Consider the following 21,169-nt stretch of genomic DNA (forward strand, 5'->3'; position numbering starts at 1 on the left):
ATCAATCGGATGGACTATGGAGGGGATGAGAGGCGGATCCACCCGGGGGAGGAGGAACTCCGCTGGTCGCTGTAGCAGTCTTGTAGCAGGCAGGTGCACTGCGGCGACGGGCTCGCTGCACATACACTCGTCGTGTCTGGTATCGAGATAGAGACCGCAGGCCGGAGAAGGGGGCACCCGAGGCCCATGAGCGACGGAATCATGAAGCGTATGGGGTTGATCTTCCGCTCCAAGGCGAACAAGGCCTTGGATCGGGCGGAGGATCCCCGAGAGACGCTCGACTACTCCTACCAGAAGCAGCTCGAACTGCTGCAGAAGGTACGGCGTGGCGTCGCGGACGTCGCGACCTCGCGCAAGCGCCTGGAACTCCAGCTGACCCAGCTCCAGCAGCAGTCGGCGAAGTACGAGGACCAGGGCCGCAAGGCGCTGTCCCTGGGCCGTGAGGACCTCGCGCGCGAGGCGCTGACCCGCCGGGCCAACATGCAGTCCCAGATCACCGACCTGGAGACGCAGTACCAGGCCCTCCAGGGCGAGGAGGAGAAGCTCACGCTCGCCTCCCAGCGGCTGCAGGCCAAGGTGGACGCCTTCCGCACCAAGAAGGAGACCATCAAGGCCACGTACACCGCCGCTCAGGCGCAGACCCGCATCGCCGAGTCCTTCTCCGGGATCTCGGAGGAGATGGGCGACGTCGGCCTGGCCATTCAGCGGGCCGAGGACAAGACGGCCCAGATGCAGGCCCGGGCCGGTGCGATCGACGAGCTGCTGGCGTCCGGTGCGCTCGATGACGCGAGCGGTCTCGGCCGCAAGGACGACATCGAGGCCGAGCTGGAGCGAGTGGCCGGCGGCACCGACGTCGAGCTGGAGCTGGCCCGGATGAAGGCCGAGCTGGGGGGCCCGTCCTCCGGTCCGGCCGCGATCGAGCAGGGCAAGCCGCAGCAGCCGCAGGCCCACCCCCAGCAGGACACCCCGCGCATCAACTACAACAAGTGATCTGAGCTCCATCCCACGAACCAGGGAGACGCACGGCATGATCATGAGGGTCATGGGTGAGGGGCAGTACGAGGTGGGCGAGGCCCATCTGAACCTGCTCAACGAGCTCGACTCCGAGCTCGTCACCGCAGTGGAGTCGGGGGACGAGGAGCACTTCCGTCGCGCCTACGGCAAGCTGCTGGACGCGGTGAAGCAGTTCGGCACTCCGGTGCCGCTGGATTCACTGGCGCCGTCCGAGCTGATCCTGCCGAGCGCCGAGGCGACGATCGACGAGGTCCGCGAGATGTTGATGGCCGACGGCGAGGGTGTGATCCCGGGCTACCCCGAGTAGCCGCCGCGGCCGGTGCCAGACGAAAGGGCGGGTCCCCTCCGGTGGGAGGGGACCCGCCCTTCGTCGTGTCGCCGTGTTCCGGCGGCCGGGTCGGGCCGGGCCGGCTACGGCAGGGCCAGCATCCGGTCCAGCGCCGCCTTGGCGTACTTCTCGGTCTCCGGGTCGACGGTGATCACGTTCGGCACCCGGCCCTCGACCAGCGACTCCAGCGCCCAGACGAGGTGCGGCAGGTCGATCCGGTTCATGGTGGAGCAGAAGCAGACCGTCCGGTCCAGGAAGACGATCTCCTTGTCCGGGTGGGCCTTGGCCAGGCGGCGGACCAGGTTCAGCTCGGTGCCGATGGCCCACTTGGAGCCGGGCTCGGCGGCGTCCAGCGCCTTGATGATGTACTCGGTCGAGCCCACCATGTCGGCGGCCGAGACGACCTCGTGCTTGCACTCGGGGTGCACCAGCACGGTGACGCCGGGGATCCGCGCGCGCACGTCGTTCACCGAGTCCACGCTGAACCGGCCGTGCACCGAGCAGTGGCCGCGCCACAGGATCATCTTGGCGTCCCGCAGCTGCTCGGCGGTCAGGCCGCCGTTCGGCTTGTGCGGGTTGTACAGGACGCAGTCGTCCAGCGAGAGGCCCAGATCGCGCACCGCGGTGTTGCGGCCGAGGTGCTGGTCGGGCAGGAACAGCACCTTCTGGCCCTGCTCGAAGGCCCACTCCAGGGCGCGCTCGGCGTTGGAGGAGGTGCAGATGGTGCCGCCGTGCTTGCCGGTGAAGGCCTTGATGTCGGCGGAGGAGTTCATGTACGAGACCGGGACGGTGACGTCGGCTATGCCGGCGTCGGTCAGCACGTCCCAGCACTCGGCGACCTGCTCGGCGGTGGCCATGTCGGCCATCGAACAGCCGGCCGCGAGGTCCGGGAGGACGACCTGCTGGGCGTCGCCGGTCAGGATGTCGGCGGACTCGGCCATGAAGTGCACGCCGCAGAAGACGATGTACTCGGCCTCCGGGCGGGCCGCCGCGTCGCGCGCGAGCTTGAAGGAGTCGCCGGTGACGTCGGCGAACTCGATCACCTCGTCGCGCTGGTAGTGGTGTCCGAGGATGAAGACCCGGTCACCGAGCGCGGCCTTGGCGGCGCGGGCGCGCTCGACGAGGTTCGGGTCGGAGGCCGGGGGGAGGTCGCCGGGGCACTCGACGCCGCGCTCGCTGTTCGGGTCGGCCTCGCGGCCGAGCAGCAGCAGAGCGAGCGGCGTCGGAGTGGGGTCGACGCCGTGGGTCTCGGTGATGGTGGTGGTCACGGGCGGGTGCCCTTCTGTGCGGCCGATCAAGCCTGAAGCCTTTTCGTCTATCTGACGCTATCTATGATAACCGGTTAGCGTCAGAGTGACGATGGCCATCCTGTCGATGTGACGAGAACCGCTCGCCGAATCGGACCCCCGGCGGAGCCGGATGACCGTTTTGGGGTGGTCCTCGCGTGGCCGAATCGATATCCGGCCGGGCCCGGGTATGGCTGAGGCCATGAAGGCAATCGCGATCAACCGCTACGGCGGCCCCGAAGTCGTCGAGTACACCGACCTGCCCGACCCCAAGGTCGGCCCGGACTCGGTCCTGGTGCAGATGCGGGCGGCCGGGGTGAACCCGGTGGACTGGAAGATCCGGGACGGCGCCCTGGACGGCCTGCTGGACGTGCACTTCCCGCTCGTCATGGGCTGGGACCTGGCCGGCGTGGTCCGCGCCGTCGGCGGCGGCGTCACCGAGTTCGCGCCCGGCGACGAGGTCTACGGCTACGTCCGCAAGGACACCGTCGAGCACGGCACCTACGCCGAACTCGTCTCCGCCCCGGTCCGCACCCTCGCCCGCAAGCCGGCCGCACTGGACTGGGCCCAGGCCGGCGGCCTGCCGCTGGCCGGGCTCACCGCACTGCAGAGCCTCAAGGCGCTGCGGCTGCGGGCGGGGGAGACCCTGCTGGTGCACGCCGCGGCCGGCGGGGTCGGGCACCTGGCCGTGCAGATCGCCCGGGCCCTCGGCGCCCGGGTGATCGGCACCGCGGGCGAGCGCAACCACGACTACCTGCGCGGCCTCGGCGCCGAGCCGGTGCTCTACGGCGAGGGCCTGGCCGACCGGGTCCGGGCGCTCGCCCCGGGCGGGGTCGACGCGGCCCTCGACCTGGTCGGCCACGGCGCCGTCCCGCTCTCGGCGAGCCTGGTGGCGGACCAGAGCCGGATCGCCTCGATCACCGACTTCGGGGTGAAGGCCCTCGGCGGCCACTACGTCTGGGTCCGCCCGGACGCCGCGGACCTCGCCGAACTGGCCGCGCTGGCCGACGACGGCCGGCTGACCGTCACCGTCGCCTCCACCTTCCCGCTCGCCCAGGCGGCCTCCGCCCAGGCGCTCAGCGCCGAGGGCCGCACCCGGGGCAAGATCGTCCTGCTGGCCGACTGACGGCGGACCGGCTGCCGACCGGCGGCGGACCACCGGCCGTCATCTGCGAGCGGTGAACTCGCTCCTGACATCCGCCAGAATGGTTGGCGAACCGTTTCGGCAGCCGCCCCTACCGCCCTCCGTCCGAGGGCCGCCGCCCGAGGCCGCAACCGACCCGTACGACCCGTGGAGCCCCGCACCGATGACCAGCAGCCGAGCGCACGAGGTGGTCGGGGCCGACCTGGACGAGACCGACCGGCTCCTGCTCGCCCGGCTCGGCCGCGACGGCCGCGCCTCGTACGCCGAGATCGGCCTCCAGGTCAACCTCTCCGCCACCGCCGTGCGCCGCCGGATCGACCGGCTGCGGGCGCGCGGCGTGGTGCGGGGCTTCACCGTGGTGCTCGACCCGTCGGTGCTCGGCTGGCAGACCGAGGCCTTCGTCGAGGTCTACTGCCGCGAGCGGACCGCCCCCGAGGAGATCCTCGCCAGCCTGCGCCAGTTCCCCGAGGTGATCGCCGCCTGGACGGTCACCGGAGATCCGGACGCCCTGGTCCACCTGCGCGCCGCCGACATGCGCCACCTGGAGGCCGTCATCGAGCGCATCCGCCGCGAGCCCGGCGTCCAGCGCAGCCGCTCCTCGGTCGTCCTCTCCCAGCTCATCGGTTGAGGCGCGCCCCGTCCGGCCCCCTCCGGCCGGTGCGCAGGAATCCTGCGCGGACCGGCCCGAAGACGCCCGAAAGCTGCCTGACCAGCCGGGTTCCGACGCGCGGCGAACCCCTCCCGCTGCCTACGCTGATCACGTCCGGTCCACGCGGTGAACCGCCCCGCCGACCGGGCATCCCCCGACACCCCACAGCCGAGAGGGACAGCCGTGTCCGCAGCCCCCGACCGCATGCACCGGCCCGACAACGAACTGGTCGACCTGGTTTTCGACTACATGCGGGACCGGCTGCAGTACGACCCCGTCCCGCTCGACCACCCCGGTGACGGCGAGCACCTGCGCGCCCAGCTGGCCGGTCTGCTGAACGCGGACGGCAACGCCCCCGCCGACGTGCTCAAGCTCTACGACCACGAGCTGTCCCGCGCGGTGATCTCCGCCGACAGCCCGCGCTACCTGTCGTTCATCCCGTGCGCCCCGACCAAGGCCGCGCTGCTCTTCGACATGGTGGTCTCCTGCGCGTCCCTGCAAGGCATCTCCTGGCTGGAGGCGGCCGGCGCGATCGCCGCCGAGAACCAGGTGCTGCGCCTGATCGCCGACCGCGCCGGCCTGCCCGCCTCGGCCGGCGGCACCTTCGTCTCCGGCGGCTCCGCGGGCAACCTCTCCGCCCTCGTCGTCGCCCGCGACACCGCCCGCCGCAAGCTGGGCGTCGGGCCGGAGGCGCGGCTGCGGATCGCCGTCGCCGACCAGGTCCACTCCTCGGTCAAGAACACCTTCAACATCATCGGCGTCGAGGCCTTCAAGGTCCCCACCGTGAACCGCCGGTTCACCGGCGAGGCGCTGCGCGCCGCGCTGGCCGCCGACCCGAACCCGGAGACCGTCATCGCGGTCGTGGGCACGGCCGGGACGACCAACGAGGGCATCGTCGACGACCTCAAGGGCCTGGCCGAGGTCGCCCGCGAGCGGGACCTGTGGTTCCACGTCGACGGCGCCTACGGCGGCGCGGGCCTGTTCGCCCCCTCGGTGCGCGAGCGCTACAACGGCATCGAGCACGCCGACTCCTTCGTCGTCGACCCGCACAAGTGGCTGTTCGCCCCCTTCGACTGCGCCGCGCTGATCTACCGCAACCCGCAGCTCGCCCGGGCCGTGCACACCCAGGACGCCTCCTACCTCGACGTCCTGCACACCGAGGGCGACGAGTGGAACCCCACCGACTACGCCTACCACCTCACCCGGCGCGCCCGCGGCCTGCCGCTGTGGTTCTCCCTCGCCGTCCACGGCACCCAGGCCTACACCGACGCCATCGAGGCCGGCCTCACGCTCGCCCGGGACACCGCCCAGCTCATCCGCGACACCGACCACCTGGAGCTGCTGTTCGACCCGCAGCTCTCGGCCGTCTGCTTCAAGCGCAAGGGCTGGACCAACGAGGACTACTACCGCTGGTCGCAGCAGCTGCTCGCGGACCAGATCGGCTTCGTCACCCCCACCGGTTGGGACGGCGAGACGGTCGCCCGCTTCGCCTTCCTGCACCCGGGCACGACGATGGACATGGTCCGGGAGATCCTGGACACCATGGCCTGATCGGCCCCGGTGACCCGTGGCCCCCGCCGGAGCAGGCAGCCGGCGGGGGCCACGTCGTCCGTCCCGTCGTCCCGTCGTTCACAGGAAGGCGCCGCTCGGCAGGTACGGCGCCGGCGGCCGCATCCCGCGCAGCCCGACGAAGCCCCGGCTCTGCGGGGTCAGCCCCACCTCCAGGCCGACGTCCAGCGCCCACTCCTGCTCGGCGGTCAGGAACTCCACCCGCGCCTCGACCCCGTCCGGCACCCGGGCCAGCGCCTCGCGCAGCAGCCGGGCGGCGATCCGCTTGGTGGTGGCCGCCAGCAGCTTCACCTCGCCGCCGTCCCGGTAGCAGTAGCCGCTGCCGGCCAGCGCGTCGGCGATCAGCAGTTCCTCGAAGTGGCCCAGCATCAGCTCGTGGTCCGGGCCGTGCGCGGACCCGCGCAGCCGCCGGTCCACCGAGTCCAGCAGGTACCGGTGGACGGCGCCGCCCCGGTGCACCGGGATGTCCCCCGGGTCGAGCAGCCCGGCCCGGTCCACCCGCCCGGTCAGCCGCATCGCCGGGTGCAGGGTGAACCCGGCCAGCCGGTAGCGGCGGACCGCCGCCGGGGACGCCGACGCGCAGACCATCCCGCGCAGGCAGCCCCGCGAGTGCGCCGCCGCCCGTTCCAGCAGCAGCCGCCCGACGCCCTTGCCCTGCGCCTGCGGCCGGACCGCGAACAGGGACGGCGCCCACAGGCCCTCCCGGCGCATCGACAGCACCGCGCCGACCGGCTCCCCGCCGCTCTCCGCCAGCCAGCAGCCCGCCGGATCGGTGCGCGCCAGATGTCTCGTCCGGGCCAGCTGCAACGGGGTCGGCACGGCCGCCGGACCGGGCAGGGCCGGATCGGCGAACGCGGCGAGGGAGAGCTCCTGGACGGCCTCCGCGTCGGCGGCGGTGTCCCTGACCTGGCGCAGGATCATGGCCACCATCCTGGCGTCCGCCGGCCCGGCCCGGGGCCGGTTCCCCGGATTCCGCGGCTCGGGCGGTGACCCGCCCTCCCGGGTTGTGCGAGCATGGGGAGCGTAGGGGACACGGGTGGCACACCCGGCCCACGGAAATTCCGCCACCAGCAAGCCGACGAAGACAATCGCCGTTCGGGAAATGAATCCGGACGGCCGTTGGTTGGCACTGGGGGCAAACCGTCGTCAAAGACCGGGAGAAAGCAGATGACCGTCCAGGACGAGACCACCGTCGAGAGTGGCATCCTCCTTACCGATGCCGCCGCGGCCAAGGTCAAGGGCCTGCTGGAGCAGGAGGGCCGCGACGACCTCGCACTTCGCGTCGCCGTCCAGCCCGGTGGCTGCTCCGGCCTGCGTTACCAGCTGTTCTTCGACGAGCGCTCGCTCGACGGCGACGTGCTCAAGGACTTCGACGGTGTCAAGGTCGTCACCGACCGGATGAGCGCCCCGTACCTGGGCGGCGCCACCGTCGACTTCGTCGACACCATCGAGAAGCAGGGCTTCACGATCGACAACCCGAACGCCACCGGCTCCTGCGCCTGCGGCGACTCGTTCAGCTAGGCCTGAGCAGCACCGCTCGACGCTCGTTCGAGCCGCGGTACGGAGGCGGGGCCCGGGGGGAGGACCCCCGGCGCCCCCGCGGGGGCCAACCCCGAGGTGGGGTGGGGGGGGGGGCGGGGGGCGGCCCGGGGCCCCCCCCCCCCCCCCCGCCTCCGCGTTCCACACCGTTGTCGCGGTTACTGGGTCGTCGCGGCTACTGGCCGGCGACGTCGGGAGTGACCGGGTCCGGCCCCATGTGCGGATCGGCGTCCAGCGGCACGTTCTGGCCGCTCGACTGGTCGGTCACCGTCCGCCCGGCCAGCGGCGAGCGCAGATCGGCGGTCACCGACTGCCGCTTGGCCAGCGCGTTGCAGACCTGCCCGGGCTGCACCGGCGCCGCCACCACGATCCTGACGTCCACCCGGCCGGGGTGCGACTCGTCCGCCTTCAGCGCGTACTTCTGGCAGACCCCGCCGAAGAAGTAGACGGTCAGCCCGTTGCTGCCGTCCACCCGGTAGGAGACCGCCGGGCGCGCCCCCGACCCGGCCGGGTCGGGCTCGCCCACCGCGATCCCGGGGCCCGGGGGAGTGCCCCCGGAGCCGGCCGTCGACGGCTGCCCAGGGGCGGGCGAGGCCGGGGTGGGGGCCCACTTGGTCGGCGGCGTCTGGCCGGGCTGGTCCGTGGTGGCCGACGGGCTCCCCGTCGGAGCCGTCGGAGCCGGCGCGGACGGGGCGCCGGAGGACGCCGGGGCCTCCGGGGAGGCGCTCGCGCCCGCCGAGGTCGTGGCCGCGCCGCCCGCCGCCGCGTCCGAGGAGGTCTTGCCGTCCCCGTTGCACCCGGCCACCGTCACCACCGCCGCCAGCGCCAGGCCCGCCAGGGCCACCGCCCGCCGACCGCGCCGGGGCATCGTCTCCAGGTCCATCTGCACATCCTCCCGAGGGCTCAGCGGTGCCGCCCGCTCGGCCGCTCCGCGCGGATGTGACGTGACCCGGTCGGATCCGGTTCCACCCGCCCCGGGCCGGGGCGGGCGCCGGGTCACATGTCGTACTCGGCCATCCCGGCGACCAGCCGCTGCGCGTCGGACGGCACCCGGAACCCCTCCCGGGCGGGCGCGGCCGGCTCGGGACCGGTCGCCAGCAGCGGCCAGAACCGGCGCAGCCGCCGGGACGAACTCACCAGCGCGTCGAGGCTCTCGCCGTCGGCTTCGGTCCGGAGGGCGGACAGCGGGGCGTGGCTGGGCATCATCGGGCATCGCTCCGATCCATGGCCGTGGCCGCACTGCCACGGTCGACGACGGGGCCCGCCCGGCTCGGCGGGGCCCCTGCTGCCGACCCTAGGCCGGGGTTCGGCCCACCCACCAGTGCTACCCGGAGGTAGTACACGTTCGACGGTGACGGGTGCCACGATGGCACTGCGGGCCGGCGGATTGCGGCGGTCTTGCTGCCGCCCGCCCCGAGCCCGGTACCGTGTGTGGGTTCACCCGTGCTTGCCCGTTGGCCCCGCAGCCATCCTGAGGAGACCTCCCGTGCGTATCGCCGTCGCCGGCTCGATCGCCACCGACCACCTGATGACGTTCCCCGGTCGGTTCGCCGACCAGCTCGTCGCCGAGCAGCTGCACACTGTGTCGCTGTCCTTCCTGGTCGACACCCTGGACATCCGCCGCGGCGGAGTCGCGCCGAACATCGCGTTCGGCATGGGCGTGCTCGGGCTCCGCCCGATCCTGGTCGGCGCGGCCGGCGCGGACTTCGCCGAGTACCGCAGCTGGCTGGAGCGCAACAACGTGGACTGCAACTCCGTCCACATCTCCGAGACCCGGCACACCGCCCGCTTCATGTGCACCACGGACGAGGACCACAACCAGATCGCCTCGTTCTACACCGGTGCCATGGCGGAGGCCCGCAACATCGAGCTCAAGCCGATCGCCGACCGCGTCGGCGGCCTCGACCTCGTCCTGATCGGTGCCGACGACCCGCAGGGCATGGTCCGCCACACCCAGGAGTGCCGCACCCGGGGCTTCGCCTTCGCCGCCGACCCCTCCCAGCAGCTGGCCCGCCTGGACGGCGACGACATCCGCGACATCGTCGACGGCGCCGCGTACCTCTTCACCAACGAGTACGAGGCCGCACTGATCGAGAGCAAGACCGGCTGGGACGCCGAGGAGATCCTCACCCGGGTCGGCACCCGGATCACCACCCTGGGCAGCAAGGGCGTGCGGATCGAGCGCAAGGGCGAGGCGGCGATCCTGGTCGGCTGCGCCGCCGAGGAGGCGAAGGTCGACCCGACCGGCGTCGGCGACGCCTTCCGGGCCGGCTTCCTGACCGGCCTGTCCTGGCAGCTCGACCTGGAGCGCGCCGCCCAGCTCGGCTGCATGCTCGCCACCCTGGTGATCGAGACCGTCGGCACCCAGGAGTACGAGCTGCGCCCGACCGCCTTCCTGAAGCGCTTCGAGGACGCCTACGGCGCCGAGGCCGCCGCGGACGTCCGCGCGCACCTGGTCAAGTAGTCCGCCGGACGACGAGGTAGGCCGAGCCCCGGTCGCCGCCGTAGTCGGCGGCCGGGGCCTCGCCCGCGTACTCCTGACCGCGCATCCCGCACCAGGCCGGGATGTCCAGCCGGGCCGCCTCGTCGTCCGCGAGCACGGCGACCGTGCCGCCCTCCGGCACCTCGCCGATCCGCTTCGCCAGCTCGATCACCGGCAGCGGGCAGCGCTTGCCCAGCGCGTCGATCACCAGCAGGGGCCCGGCCGCCGGCTCCGGCTCCGGGGCCGGCAGGTCCAGCCCGAGCGGCGCCCGGACGCCCGCGACCAGCTCCGGCAGCACGGTGAGGAAGCGTTCGACGTCGGCCTCGGCCGTCCCGGGCGGCAGCGAGACCCGGACGTTCCCCTCGGTGAGCACCCCCATCGCGGCCAGCACATGGCTCGGCGTCAGGGTGGAGGAGGTGCAGGAGGAGCCGGAGGAGACCGCGAAGCCCGCCCGGTCCAGTTCGGTGAGCAGCACCTCGCCGTCCACGTACAGGCAGGAGAAGGTGACGATGTGCGGCAGCCGCCGCACCGGGTCGCCGACCACCTCCACCTCGGGCACCAGCTGCGGCACCCGGGCCCGGATGCGCTCCACCAGCGCGTGGAGCCGGGCGTTCTCCCGCGCGGCCTCGGCCCGGACGGCCCGCAGCGAGGCGGCCGCGGCGACGATCGCCGGGACGTTGACGTAGCCGGGCACCCGCCCGCCCTCGCGTTCGTCGGCCGGCAGCGGCGAGGCGTACCGGACGCCCTTGCGCACCGCCAGCACCCCGACGCCGGGCGGCCCGCCCCACTTGTGCGCGCTGGCGGTCAGCAGCGACCAGCCGGCCGGGACGTCCATCCGCCCGACGCTCTGCGCCGCGTCGACCAGCAGCGGGACACCGGCCTCGCGGCAGTGTCCGGCGACCTCGCCGACCGGCTGGACCGTCCCCACCTCGTGGTTGGCGCTCTGCAGGACGGCCAGCGCGGTGTCCGCGCGCAGCAGCGCGGCGAACACGTCCGGGTCGACCCGTCCGGCGCGGTCCACCGGCACCACCGAGACGGTGCCCCCGCCCGCCTCCTGACGCTCGGCGACGTGCAGCACGCTGGAGTGCTCGACCGCCGAGTGCACCAGGTGGCCGCCGCGCCGCCGGTGGCCGGCCAGCGCGCCCAGCATGCCGAGTTGCACCGCCTGCGTCCCGCTCGCGGTGAAGGAGATCTCGTCCGCCCGGGCGCCCAGGGCCTCGGCCACCGTCTCGCGGGCGGCGTCCAACAGCATCCGGGCCTGCCGGCCGGAGCGGTACAGCCGGGCCGGATCGGCCCAGCCCTCGTCCAGGGCGGCGGTCAGCGCCTGTCGTGCGACGGGGTGCAGAGGAGCCGTCGAGGCCGCATCGAAGTACACGGTCACATTTAACGACACACCCGGAGCCGTTCCGGTCCGACGACATCGCTTACCGGCCGTCAGTCGATCACCCCGAATGTCCGCTTCGTCCGCGTCCGACGGACCGTCACCCGCGTAGTTCGAGGTCATCCCCCGATCGGGCGTAAGGACCTCGAATGCCTACGATGACCTGCGACGCAGCCCCTGCCGGGCCTGATCGGGCGACCGGGCGGCGCGTTACCGGGGGCTGCCCGTCAGGAGCGCATAAGGCTGGAGTAGGGTTTGGCCCGCATAAGCATTCAAACCGTGCCCGTGGACGGGTCGCCGGGGAGGCTCACAATCCTCCGCGGGGCGACGCGAAGGCGGGCGAGACTTCGGGAAGGCGCTACGTGAGTCCCAACGGCTCCGACCGCTCGCCGCGGCGCACGATGCGGCGGAAGCTGCCTCAGGCGCTGGCACTGGGCCTCGTCATCGCGACCGCCACCGGCTGCTCGGCCAACGACCTCCCCAGGCTTGGCCTCCCGAGCCCCGTCACCAAGGAAGGGCCGATGGTCCTCCAGATGTGGCAGGGCTCCTGGATCGCGGCGCTGGTGGTCGGCGTACTGATGTGGGGTCTGATCATCTGGAGCGTGATCTTCCACCGGCGCAGCCGCACCGGCGTGGAGGTCCCCCCGCAGACCCGGTACAACGTGCCCATCGAGGCGCTCTACACCGCGGTCCCCATCATCATCGTCTCGGTGCTCTTCTACTTCGTCGCCCGCGACGAGTCGAAGCTGATCGCCGTCTCCGAGAAGCCGCAGCACACGGTCAACGTGGTCGGCTTCCAGTGGAGCTGGGCGTTCAACTACGAGAACACCGAGAACCCCGACCCGGCCAACAAGGACGCCGCGTACGACGTCGGTACGCCCAGGGACGTTCCGACGCTCTGGCTGCCGGTCAACGAGTCGGTGCAGTTCCGGCTGACCTCGCGTGACGTCATCCACGACTTCTGGCCCGTCAACTTCATGATGAAGATGGACGTCGTGCCGGGCGTGGTGAACAGGTTCGAGGTCACCCCCACCGTCAAGGGCGAGTACATGGGCAAGTGCGCGGAGCTCTGTGGCGTCGACCACTCGCGCATGCTGTTCAACGTCAAGGTCGTCGACCGCGCCGACTACGACAAGCACCTGGCGGACCTCCGGGCCAAGGGCCAGACCGGCGCGTTGCCCTCCGGCATCACGACCATGGGAAGTGAAGAGAAGTGACCATCCTCAACGAGCCCGCCGCGGCCGGCGGGGGCGCCGGGGCCGTCACGGTCGGGGCGCAGCGGACCCGCAAGCCGGGTTCGACCATCATCAAGTGGCTGACCACCACCGACCACAAGACGATCGGCACCCTGTACCTGGGCACGTCGTTCGCCTTCTTCCTGATCGGCGGCATCCTCGCGCTGGTCATGCGCGCCGAGCTGGCTCGTCCCGGGACCCAGATCCTGTCGAACGAGCAGTTCAACCAGGCGTTCACGATGCACGGCACGATCATGCTGCTGATGTTCGCGACGCCGCTGTTCGCCGGCTTCGCGAACTGGATCATGCCGCTCCAGATCGGCGCCCCGGACGTGGCGTTCCCGCGTCTGAACATGTTCGCGTACTGGCTGTACCTCTTCGGCTCGACCATCGCGGTGGCGGGCTTCCTGACCCCGAACGGCGCGGCCAACTTCGGCTGGTTCGCCTACTCCCCGCTGTCGGACGCGGTCCGTTCGCCGGGCGTCGGCGCCGACATGTGGATCATGGGCCTGGCCTTCTCCGGCTTCGGCACGATCCTCGGTGCGGTCAACTTCATCACCACGATCATCTGCATGCGCGCCCCCGGCATGACGATGTTCCGGATGTCGATCTTCGTCTGGAACGTCCTGCTGACCGCCGTGCTGGTCCTGCTGGCCTTCCCGGTCCTGGCCGCCGCGCTGTTCGCCCTGGAGGCGGACCGTAAATTCGGGGCCCACGTATTCGATCCCGCCAACGGCGGGGCGATGCTGTGGCAACACCTGTTCTGGTTCTTCGGCCACCCCGAGGTGTACATCATCGCGCTGCCGTTCTTCGGCATCGTGTCGGAGATCATCCCGGTCTTCAGCCGCAAGCCGATGTTCGGCTACTCCGGCCTGATCGCGGCCACCATCGCGATCGCCGGTCTGTCGGTGACGGTGTGGGCGCACCACATGTACGTCACCGGGCAGGTGCTGCTGCCGTTCTTCTCCTTCATGACCTTCCTGATCGCGGTCCCGACCGGTGTGAAGTTCTTCAACTGGGTCGGCACCATGTGGAAGGGCTCGCTGAGCTTCGAGACGCCGATGCTCTGGACGGTCGGCTTCCTGGTCACCTTCCTCTTCGGTGGTCTGACCGGTGTGCTGCTGGCCTCCCCGCCGATCGACTTCCACGTCTCGGACTCGTACTTCGTCGTCGCCCACTTCCACTACGTGGTCTTCGGCACCGTCGTCTTCGCGATGTTCGCCGGCTTCCACTTCTGGTGGCCGAAGATGACCGGCAAGATGCTGGACGAGCGCCTCGGCAAGATCACCTTCTGGACGCTGTTCTTCGGCTTCCACACCACCTTCCTGGTCCAGCACTGGCTCGGCGCGGAGGGCATGCCCCGCCGCTACGCCGACTACCTGGCCTCGGACGGCTTCACCACGCTGAACACCGTCTCGACCATCGGCTCGTTCGTGCTCGGCGCCTCGATGCTGCCGTTCCTCTACAACGTGTGGAAGACGGCCAAGTACGGCGAGAAGGTCGAGGTCGACGACCCGTGGGGCTACGGCCGCTCGCTGGAGTGGGCGACCTCCTGCCCGCCGCCGCGGCACAACTTCCTCACCCTGCCCCGGATCCGCTCCGAATCCCCGGCCTTCGACCTCCACCACCCGGAGATCGCCGCGCTGGACTACCTGGAGAACCACGGTGAGCCGGCCAAGCACCTCGCCGGCGTGACCCCGGCGAAGTACGACGCCCCGAAGCTGGACAAGGGCAAGAAGGAGGGCGACGTCTGATGAAGGAACAGGGAAAGATCTTCCTCGGGCTGGCGGTCTTCGTCCTCGCGATGGCCGTCACCTACGGCCTGTGGACCAACCACTCGGAGCACGGGATCGAGGCGGCCGGCACCACGGCGCTGTTCCTCGCCTTCGCGCTCTGCGCCTTCATCGGGTACTACCTCGCCTTCACCGCCCGCCGGGTGGACAGCGGCGCGGGTGACAACCCCGAGGCCGAGGTGGCGGACGACGCCGGCGAGCTGGGCTTCTTCGCCCCGCACAGCTGGCAGCCGCTCTCCCTGGCGATCGGCGGCTCGCTGGCGTTCCTCGGAGTGATCTTCGGCTGGTGGCTGCTGTTCTGGTCGATCCCGATCATCCTGATCGGCCTCTTCGGCTGGGTCTTCGAGTTCTACCGGGGCGAGAACCAGAACCAGTAGGTTCCCGGGTTCCGCCGACGACGACAGGGCCGGTCCTCCCGCACGGGGAGGACCGGCCCCGTTGCGTCTCCAGGGTGACGAACTCACTCACCCGGGTGAACGCGGGGGCGCTCCGATGTCGCTTCGGCGGGCCTCGTTCCTACGATCTGAGCAATCGTGCGGACCCTCGGAGGCGTTTCATGGCCGACAGGCGCGGAATCGCAGGTATCGGCGGCATCTCGCTGACCCTCGCAGTACTGGCCCCGCTGGCCGCCTGCTCGTCCGGCGGCGGCGAGGCGGTCGGCCCCCACCGGATCGACGCGGCCGTGCTCGTCCATCTCTCGGCCGAGGGCGGGGGCAAGGTCGACCCCTCCAAACCGGTCACGGTGACGTCCGTGCCCGGCAGCCGGCTCACCGACGTCACCGTGACCGGCCCGGACGGCCGGGTGGTGGCCGGTCAGCTCGCCGAGGACCAGCGCAGCTGGCAGACCACCGGCCGGCTGAAGGCCGACACCGACTACTCGGTGCGGATCGCCGCCGACGACGGCAAGGGCGGCCGCGGCGACACCACGGCGGACTTCAGCACCCTCGCCGCCCAGCGCCTGCTCACCGCCAAGCTGGGCCCGGACTCCTCCGGCAGCGGCATCTACGGCGTCGGCCAGCCGCTCACCGTGCAGCTCTCCGAGGCGGTGCAGGACCCGCAGGCCCGCCAGGAGGTCGAGCGCGTCCTGACCGTCAGCTCCCAGCCCGCCGTCACCGGCGCCTGGTACTGGGTGGGCGACAAGGAACTGCACTTCCGCCCGCAGGAGTACTGGCCGGCCGGCACCACCGTCTCGCTGGCCTTCGACGGCACCGGCGTCCGGATCGCGGACGGCCTCTACGGCGGCGACCGCAGCACGCTGGGCCTGCGGATCGGCGCACGGGTCGAGACGGTGGTCGACGCGGCCGCCCACCTGCTCACCCTCAGCCGTGACGGCGAGCTGCTCCGGAGCATCCCGGTGACCACCGGCAAGCCCGGATTCGACACCCGCAACGGCGTCAAGGTGGTGCTCGGCCAGGAGCGGTCCGTCCGGATGAACGGCGAGACGATCGGGATAAAGGCCGGGAGCTCGGAGTTCTACGACCTCAACGTGGAGTGGGCCACCCGGGTCACCTGGAGCGGCGAGTACGTCCACGCGGCGCCCTGGTCGGTCCGCTCGCAGGGCCTGGAGAACGTCAGCCACGGCTGTACCGGCATGAGCACCGAGAACGCCAAGTGGTACTTCCAGAACACCAGGGTGGGGGACCTGGTGACGGTGGTGAACAGCCGCGGCGCCACCATGGAGCCCTTCGGCAACGGCTTCGGGGACTGGAACATCTCCTGGACGGACTGGATCAAGCACAGCGCCCTCGGACAGCCCGTCAGCACCACCGTGCCGTCCTCCCAGGCCCACGCCTCGGGGATGATCCGCCCGGAGGCCTGAGGGCCCCTGGAGCGCCTCCTCAGGCCTCCTGGTAGGCCAGCCGCAGGGCGGCGTCCACGGCGGCCAGCGCGTCCGCCCGCGGGAGCCCGAGCCGGGTCGCCCGCTCGGCGTACTCGGCGGCGGCCGCGGCGGCCAGCCGGTGCGCGGTGTCGCCGGTGGCCGCGATCAGCGTGCCGCGCCGGCCGTGGGTCTCCACCACGCCGTCCGCCTCCAGTTCCCGGTACGCCCGGGCGACCGTCCCGGCGGCCAGCCCCAGCTCCTCGGCCAGGGCCCGGACGGTGGGCAGCCGCAGCCCGGTCGGCAGTTCGCCGGAACGGGCCCGTTCGGCGATCTGGGCCCGGATCTGCTCGTACGGGGGAGTGGCGGCGGCGGGGTCGACGGACAGCTGCACGGGAGCTCCTGGAGGGTGCGGACGGGGGACGGGAAAGCCCGAGGGCCGCCGACCAGAAGAACTCTGGTCAGCGGCCCTCGGGTGTGACGCTGCGGGGCGTACGGGATCAGTGGTGGCCGTGGCCGCTGGTGATCTCGTGGTGCTCCTCGGAGGTCGGCTTGGGGATCTGGGCGCCGCCGCCGTAGAAGCCGCGGGACAGCTTGGCCCGGGTGCGGCCGATCAGGCCGGCCTTGCCGGCCACGCCGTTCTCGTCCGTCTGGGCCGGCAGCTCGACCGGCTGGACCTGCTCGTGCGCGGTGAGCTTGTACAGGTCCTTCTGCGGCAGCTGGGCGTGCACCTCGACGAACTCGCCGTGCGGCAGGCGCTTGATGACGCCCGTCTCGCGGCCGTGCAGCACCTTCTCCTTGTCCCGGCGCTGGAGGCCGAGGCACCAGCGCTTGGTGATGATGAAGGTGATGACCGGCACCGCGAAGAAGCCGACGCGGACGAAGTAGGTGATCGAGTTGATCGACAGGTGCAGGTGGGTGGCGAACAGGTCGTTGCCGCCACCGACCAGCAGCACCAGGTACAGGCTGATCCAGGCGGCGCCGAGCGCGGTGCGGACGGGCGCGTTGCGCGGGCGGTCCAGGATGTGGTGCTCGCGCTTGTCGCCGGTGATCCAGCCCTCGATGAACGGGTAGACCGCGATCGAGACCAGGACCAGCGGGAAGATCATCAGCGGGATGAAGACACCCAGGTTCAGGGTGTGGCCCCACAGGCCGACCTCCCAGCCCGGCATGACGCGGATCAGGCCTTCGGAGAAGCCCATGTACCAGTCGGGCTGGGCGTCCGTGGACACCTGGTCCGGGCGGTACGGGCCGTACGCCCAGATCGGGTTGATCGTGGCGATCGCCGAGATGGCGGCGATCAGACCGAACACCAGGAAGAAGAAGCCACCGGCCTTGGCCATGTAGACCGGCATCAGCGGCATGCCGACGACGTTCTTCTCGGTCTTGCCCGGGCCCGCCCACTGGGTGTGCTTGTGGTAGAAGACCAGGATCAGGTGCGCCACCAGCAGGCCGAGCATGATGCCCGGGATCAGCAGCACGTGGATCGTGAAGAAGCGCGGCACGATGTCGTGGCCGGGGAACTCGCCCCCGAACAGGAACATCTGGATGTAGGTGCCGACCAGCGGGACGGCGAGGATCGCGCCTTCCATGAACCGGATACCGGTACCCGACAGCAGGTCGTCCGGCAGCGAGTAGCCGAAGAAGCCGTCGAACATGCCCAGGATCAGCAGCAGGAAGCCGAAGACCCAGTTGATCTCACGCGGCTTGCGGAACGCGCCGGTGAAGAACACGCGCATCATGTGCACGAGCATCGCGGCCACGAAGACCAGGGCGGCCCAGTGGTGGATCTGCCGGATCAGCAGACCGCCGCGGACCTCGAAGCTGATGTCCACCGTCGAGGCGTACGCCTCGGACATCCCGATGCCCTTGAGCGGCACGTACGAGCCGTTGTAGACGACCTCGGCCATCGACGGCTTGAAGAACAGCGTCAGGTAGACACCGGTCAGGATGATGATGACGAACGTGTAGAGGCAGATCTCGCCCAGCATGAAGGACCAGTGGTCCGGGAAGATCTTGCGCAGGTTGGCCTTGGCGAGGGAGTAGATCCCCACCCGGCCGTCCGTCCAGTCAGCAGCGGCCTCCCACTTGTTGGCGGGCTTGGCGCGCGTGCTGGCGGGCTTGGCGGCACCGGTGGTGCTGCTCGTACTCATCGAGCACGCTCCCAGTAGCTCGGGCCGACGGGCTCGTCGAAGTCGCCGGTGGCGACCAGGTAGCCCTTCTCGTCAGTGATGATCTTCAGCTGCGGCAGCGGGTGGCCGGCCGGGCCGAAGATCACGCGCGCGCCGTCCGCCAGGTCGAAGGTCGACTGGTGGCAGGGGCAGAGCGCGTGGTGGGTCTGCTGCTCGTACAGGCTGATCGGGCAGCCGACGTGGGTGCAGATCTTGGAGTAGGCGAGGATGCCCTCGAAGCCCTTCTCCCGCGACCGGTCGTCCTTGATGTCGTCCGGTGCGATGCGCACCAGCATCAGGGCGTCCTTGGCGATCGCCTGCTGGAAGTCCTCGTCGTGGACGTGCAGACCCTCGGGCATGGCGAAGGTCAGCGAGCCGATGACGATGTCCTCGGCCTTCATCGGCAGGTTGGTGTTCATGTTGATGAGCTGCAGGGGCTGGGCCGGGGTCGCCTCGTTCCAGCCCGTCTCCTTCAGCTTCTTCTCGGGCAGCGGCCCGAGGTCGCGGAGCAGGACCACGCCGGAGAGCGGGACCAGCGCCATGGAGCCGATGAGGGTGTTGCGGATCATCTTGCGGCGGCCGAAGCCGGACTCGGCGGCACCGGTCTTGAACTGCTCGATGACGTCCGCGCGGACCTCGTCGTCAGCCTCGATCGGGTGGCGCTCGGCCGGCAGCTCGACGTCCGACATCAGCGTGCGGGCCCAGTGGACCGCACCCGCGCCGATCATGAACAGCGCGACGCCCAGGGTCATGCCGAGCGCGAAGTTCAGCGCGCTGACGTGACCGAGCGGGAAGATGTAGACGATCTTGTCCGGGTCGATGGCCACGTACGAGGCGATGAAGCCGATGGTGGCGAGCATCGAGACCACGAACATCAGCGAGACCTGGCGCTCGGCCCGCTGGGCGGCCCGCTCGTCGATGTCGGTGCGGCGGGGCTCGTGGGCCGGAAGGCCCGGGTCGGCGAACGGGTCGCCGTGTGCGGCGACGTCACCGGCGGAGCCGTGTGACTCCGGCAGCTTCTCTTCTGACATGTCGTGGCTCATGACTTCTTGGCCTTGGTGGTGTGGGCGGCGACCCAGATCGCGACCGCGATGAGCGTGCCGAGACCGAAGATCCAGCCGAACAGACCCTCGGTCACCGGACCGAGGCTGCCGAGCGTGAGACCACCGGGGTTGGGCTCATCGGAGGTGGTGTGGCGGACGAAGGCCACGATCTGCTTCTTCTGCTCCTCGGGCATGGTGGTGTCCGGGAACGACGGCATGTTCTGCGGGCCGGTCTGCATGGCCTCGTAGATGTGCTTGGCGTCCACGCCCTCCAGCGACGGGGCGTACTTGCCCTTGGTCAGGGCACCGCCCTGGCCGGCGAAGTTGTGGCACTGGGCGCAGTTGGTGCGGAACAGCTCGCCACCCTTGGAGATGTCGTCCGGGTTGGTCGAGGTGTACTGCTCCGGGGTCGGCGTCACCGGGCCGGGGCCGAGCGAAGCGACGAAGGCGGCGAGCTGGTCGATCTCCGCCTGCGAGTAGATGTTCTTCTTGCGCGGCACCTGGGCGCCGGGCTGCTGGGCCGGCATGCGGCCGGTACCGACCTGGAAGTCGACAGAGGCGGAGCCGACGCCGACCAGGCTCGGACCGTCGCTGCTGCCCTGGCCGTTCAGGCCGTGGCACGAGGAGCAGCCCACGGCGAAGAGCTTCTTGCCCTCATCGATCGCGAGCGACTGCGCGGCGACGTCGGCCTGCGCCTTGTCGGCGGGCGCGAACGCGGCGTACAGCCCCCCGGTTGCCGCCAGGGCGAGAAGTAGGACGACCAGCGCCGCCAATGGGTGGCGCCGTCGTGCGGAGAGCTTTTTCACGGAATAACCCCGGTGTCAGGATCTGGTCGACTGGTGGGTGCACCCGGCGGCCGGTCTGGCCGGCACGAGGCTGCCTGTCTAGGGCTGCGCGCGCGGTCGGTCGGTGGGAGCGTCGCCCACCGGCAGAATCGGCCCGACGCCGGTGAGGGCGGGGACCGAAGCCGGTGGCCAGCGACCTGATCAGCTGGTTACTTGATCAGGTAGATGGTCGCGAACAGGCCGATCCACACGACGTCGACGAAGTGCCAGTAGTACGACACGACGATCGCGGCGGTGGCCTGCTCGTGCGTGAAGCGCTTGGCTGCGTACGTCCGTCCCAGGACCAGCAGGAAGGCGATCAGACCACCCGTCACGTGCAGACCGTGGAAGCCGGTGGTCAGGTAGAACACCGTGCCGTACGGGTCGGAGGACAGCGAGAGGCCGTCCTTCTTGACCAGCTCGGTGTACTCGAAGATCTGGCCGCCGATGAAGATCGCGCCCATCACGAAGGTGATGACGAACCACGAGCGGAGCTTCTTCACGTCCCCGCGCTCGGCAGCGAACACGCCGAGCTGGCAGGTCAGCGAGGAGAGCACCAGGATCGTGGTGTTGACCGAGGAGAAGGGCACGTTGAGGGCGTGCGCCTTCTCGGTCCAGAACTCGGCTCCCTTGACGGAGCGGAGCGTGAAGTACATCGCGAAGAGGGCCGCGAAGAACATCAACTCGGAACTGAGCCAGACGATCGTTCCGACGCTGACCATGTTCGGCCGGTTGACCGATCCGTGCGCGTGCCCGGTTTCTACTGCTGTTGCTGTCGCCACGACGGACATTATGTCGGTCCCTTATTCCGTCTTCACGCCGGGGGGTGTCCCTCGGAGTGTCCGGTGCGTGCGGTATGCCCCCCTGAGGGGCGGTGGGGGACCCCAATGGCGGC

21 protein-coding genes are annotated in these 21,169 nt (G+C 70.8%); 11 read left to right on the top strand and 10 right to left on the bottom strand.

Translation table 11 applies throughout. The annotated features are described in order from the left end of the window. The first annotated feature begins 186 nt into the window (after positions 1–186). On the top strand, positions 187–990 hold the full coding sequence (locus ACFWPI_RS20265) for a PspA/IM30 family protein (RefSeq protein ID WP_079135541.1): 804 nt from the start codon (positions 187–189) through the stop codon (positions 988–990). Positions 991–1,027: 37 nt separating this feature from the next. Next, positions 1,028–1,321 carry a hypothetical protein gene (locus ACFWPI_RS20270; RefSeq protein ID WP_380374679.1) on the top strand — a complete coding sequence of 98 codons (294 nt, stop codon included), beginning with the start codon at positions 1,028–1,030 and terminating at the stop codon, positions 1,319–1,321. A 104-nt stretch (positions 1,322–1,425) separates the two neighbouring features. On the opposite strand, the gene nadA is transcribed toward ACFWPI_RS20270, so the two are convergent. Beyond that, the gene (nadA, locus tag ACFWPI_RS20275; protein ID WP_063351058.1) at positions 1,426–2,598 is read right to left on the bottom strand and encodes a quinolinate synthase NadA; all 1,173 of its coding nucleotides are present in this window, start codon (positions 2,596–2,598) and stop codon (positions 1,426–1,428) included. A 232-nt stretch (positions 2,599–2,830) separates the two neighbouring features. Between nadA and ACFWPI_RS20280 the strand changes: the two genes are divergently transcribed. From ACFWPI_RS20280 to ACFWPI_RS20290, 3 genes are all read left to right on the top strand, one after another. After that, positions 2,831–3,754: an NADP-dependent oxidoreductase gene (locus ACFWPI_RS20280; protein WP_063347299.1), complete on the top strand. Its 924-nt coding sequence runs from the start codon at positions 2,831–2,833 to the stop codon at positions 3,752–3,754. Positions 3,755–3,935: 181 nt separating this feature from the next. Beyond that, positions 3,936–4,400 carry an Lrp/AsnC family transcriptional regulator gene (locus tag ACFWPI_RS20285; RefSeq protein ID WP_063347298.1) on the top strand — a complete coding sequence of 155 codons (465 nt, stop codon included), beginning with the start codon at positions 3,936–3,938 and terminating at the stop codon, positions 4,398–4,400. Between the two features lie 204 nt (positions 4,401–4,604). After that, positions 4,605–5,972 (top strand): pyridoxal-dependent decarboxylase, encoded by a 1,368-nt coding sequence (locus ACFWPI_RS20290; protein WP_244293334.1) that lies wholly within the window; start codon positions 4,605–4,607, stop codon positions 5,970–5,972. Positions 5,973–6,050: 78 nt separating this feature from the next. On the opposite strand, the gene ACFWPI_RS20295 is transcribed toward ACFWPI_RS20290, so the two are convergent. After that, positions 6,051–6,911 carry a GNAT family N-acetyltransferase gene (locus tag ACFWPI_RS20295; RefSeq protein WP_380374681.1) on the bottom strand — a complete coding sequence of 287 codons (861 nt, stop codon included), beginning with the start codon at positions 6,909–6,911 and terminating at the stop codon, positions 6,051–6,053. Positions 6,912–7,157: 246 nt separating this feature from the next. Here ACFWPI_RS20295 and erpA point away from each other — a divergent pair, with 246 nt between their 5' ends. Further along, positions 7,158–7,511: an iron-sulfur cluster insertion protein ErpA gene (gene erpA, locus ACFWPI_RS20300; RefSeq protein ID WP_030391519.1), complete on the top strand. Its 354-nt coding sequence runs from the start codon at positions 7,158–7,160 to the stop codon at positions 7,509–7,511. Positions 7,512–7,704: 193 nt separating this feature from the next. Here erpA and ACFWPI_RS20305 read toward each other — a convergent pair whose 3' ends face one another. Together ACFWPI_RS20305 and ACFWPI_RS20310 are read right to left on the bottom strand one after the other, a co-directional pair. Next, positions 7,705–8,412, bottom strand: coding sequence for a hypothetical protein (locus ACFWPI_RS20305; RefSeq protein WP_380375663.1), 708 nt, complete (start codon positions 8,410–8,412; stop codon positions 7,705–7,707). A gap of 113 nt (positions 8,413–8,525) precedes the next feature. Further along, positions 8,526–8,735 (bottom strand): hypothetical protein, encoded by a 210-nt coding sequence (locus ACFWPI_RS20310; protein WP_063347294.1) that lies wholly within the window; start codon positions 8,733–8,735, stop codon positions 8,526–8,528. 280 nt (positions 8,736–9,015) lie between these two features. Here ACFWPI_RS20310 and ACFWPI_RS20315 point away from each other — a divergent pair, with 280 nt between their 5' ends. After that, positions 9,016–9,993, top strand: coding sequence for a carbohydrate kinase family protein (locus ACFWPI_RS20315; RefSeq protein ID WP_063347293.1), 978 nt, complete (start codon positions 9,016–9,018; stop codon positions 9,991–9,993). On the opposite strand, the gene ACFWPI_RS20320 is transcribed toward ACFWPI_RS20315, so the two are convergent. Then, positions 9,986–11,386 carry an aminotransferase class V-fold PLP-dependent enzyme gene (locus ACFWPI_RS20320; RefSeq protein WP_363377783.1) on the bottom strand — a complete coding sequence of 467 codons (1,401 nt, stop codon included), beginning with the start codon at positions 11,384–11,386 and terminating at the stop codon, positions 9,986–9,988. The two genes, ACFWPI_RS20315 and ACFWPI_RS20320, sit on opposite strands and share 8 nt — an antisense overlap. A 368-nt stretch (positions 11,387–11,754) precedes the next feature. Here ACFWPI_RS20320 and coxB point away from each other — a divergent pair, with 368 nt between their 5' ends. The 4 genes from coxB (at position 11,755) to ACFWPI_RS20340 (ending at position 16,239) form a co-directional block, all read left to right on the top strand. Further along, on the top strand, positions 11,755–12,609 hold the full coding sequence (coxB, locus tag ACFWPI_RS20325; RefSeq protein WP_063347292.1) for a cytochrome c oxidase subunit II: 855 nt from the start codon (positions 11,755–11,757) through the stop codon (positions 12,607–12,609). Continuing rightward, a complete protein-coding gene (gene ctaD / locus ACFWPI_RS20330) occupies positions 12,606–14,381 on the top strand; it encodes a cytochrome c oxidase subunit I (RefSeq protein ID WP_063347291.1) in 1,776 nt (591 codons plus the stop codon). The genes coxB and ctaD overlap by 4 nt, the downstream gene beginning before the upstream one ends. Continuing rightward, complete coding sequence (locus tag ACFWPI_RS20335) at positions 14,381–14,797, top strand: cytochrome c oxidase subunit 4 (RefSeq protein WP_063347290.1); 417 nt, start codon at positions 14,381–14,383, stop codon at positions 14,795–14,797. The genes ctaD and ACFWPI_RS20335 overlap by 1 nt, the downstream gene beginning before the upstream one ends. Before the next feature lie 179 nt (positions 14,798–14,976). Then, entirely contained in the window at positions 14,977–16,239 is a 1,263-nt protein-coding gene (locus ACFWPI_RS20340) for an Ig-like domain-containing protein (RefSeq protein WP_063347289.1), read from the top strand. 19 nt (positions 16,240–16,258) lie between these two features. Here the strand turns inward: ACFWPI_RS20340 and ACFWPI_RS20345 are convergent, their stop codons facing one another. From ACFWPI_RS20345 to ACFWPI_RS20365, 5 genes are all read right to left on the bottom strand, one after another. Beyond that, positions 16,259–16,630: a GntR family transcriptional regulator gene (locus tag ACFWPI_RS20345; RefSeq protein WP_063347288.1), complete on the bottom strand. Its 372-nt coding sequence runs from the start codon at positions 16,628–16,630 to the stop codon at positions 16,259–16,261. A gap of 106 nt (positions 16,631–16,736) precedes the next feature. Further along, positions 16,737–18,389 carry a ubiquinol-cytochrome c reductase cytochrome b subunit gene (locus ACFWPI_RS20350; protein WP_063347287.1) on the bottom strand — a complete coding sequence of 551 codons (1,653 nt, stop codon included), beginning with the start codon at positions 18,387–18,389 and terminating at the stop codon, positions 16,737–16,739. Continuing rightward, a complete protein-coding gene (locus ACFWPI_RS20355) occupies positions 18,386–19,438 on the bottom strand; it encodes a ubiquinol-cytochrome c reductase iron-sulfur subunit (RefSeq protein WP_063347286.1) in 1,053 nt (350 codons plus the stop codon). The genes ACFWPI_RS20350 and ACFWPI_RS20355 overlap by 4 nt, the downstream gene beginning before the upstream one ends. 8 nt (positions 19,439–19,446) lie before the next feature. Beyond that, positions 19,447–20,256 carry a c-type cytochrome gene (locus tag ACFWPI_RS20360; protein WP_063347285.1) on the bottom strand — a complete coding sequence of 270 codons (810 nt, stop codon included), beginning with the start codon at positions 20,254–20,256 and terminating at the stop codon, positions 19,447–19,449. 188 nt (positions 20,257–20,444) lie between these two features. Further along, positions 20,445–21,065 carry a heme-copper oxidase subunit III gene (locus ACFWPI_RS20365; RefSeq protein ID WP_063347284.1) on the bottom strand — a complete coding sequence of 207 codons (621 nt, stop codon included), beginning with the start codon at positions 21,063–21,065 and terminating at the stop codon, positions 20,445–20,447. Between the last annotated feature and the right edge of the window lie 104 nt (positions 21,066–21,169).

The organism is Kitasatospora sp. NPDC058492, from assembly GCF_042720685.1.
Taxonomy (GTDB): domain Bacteria; phylum Actinomycetota; class Actinomycetes; order Streptomycetales; family Streptomycetaceae; genus Kitasatospora.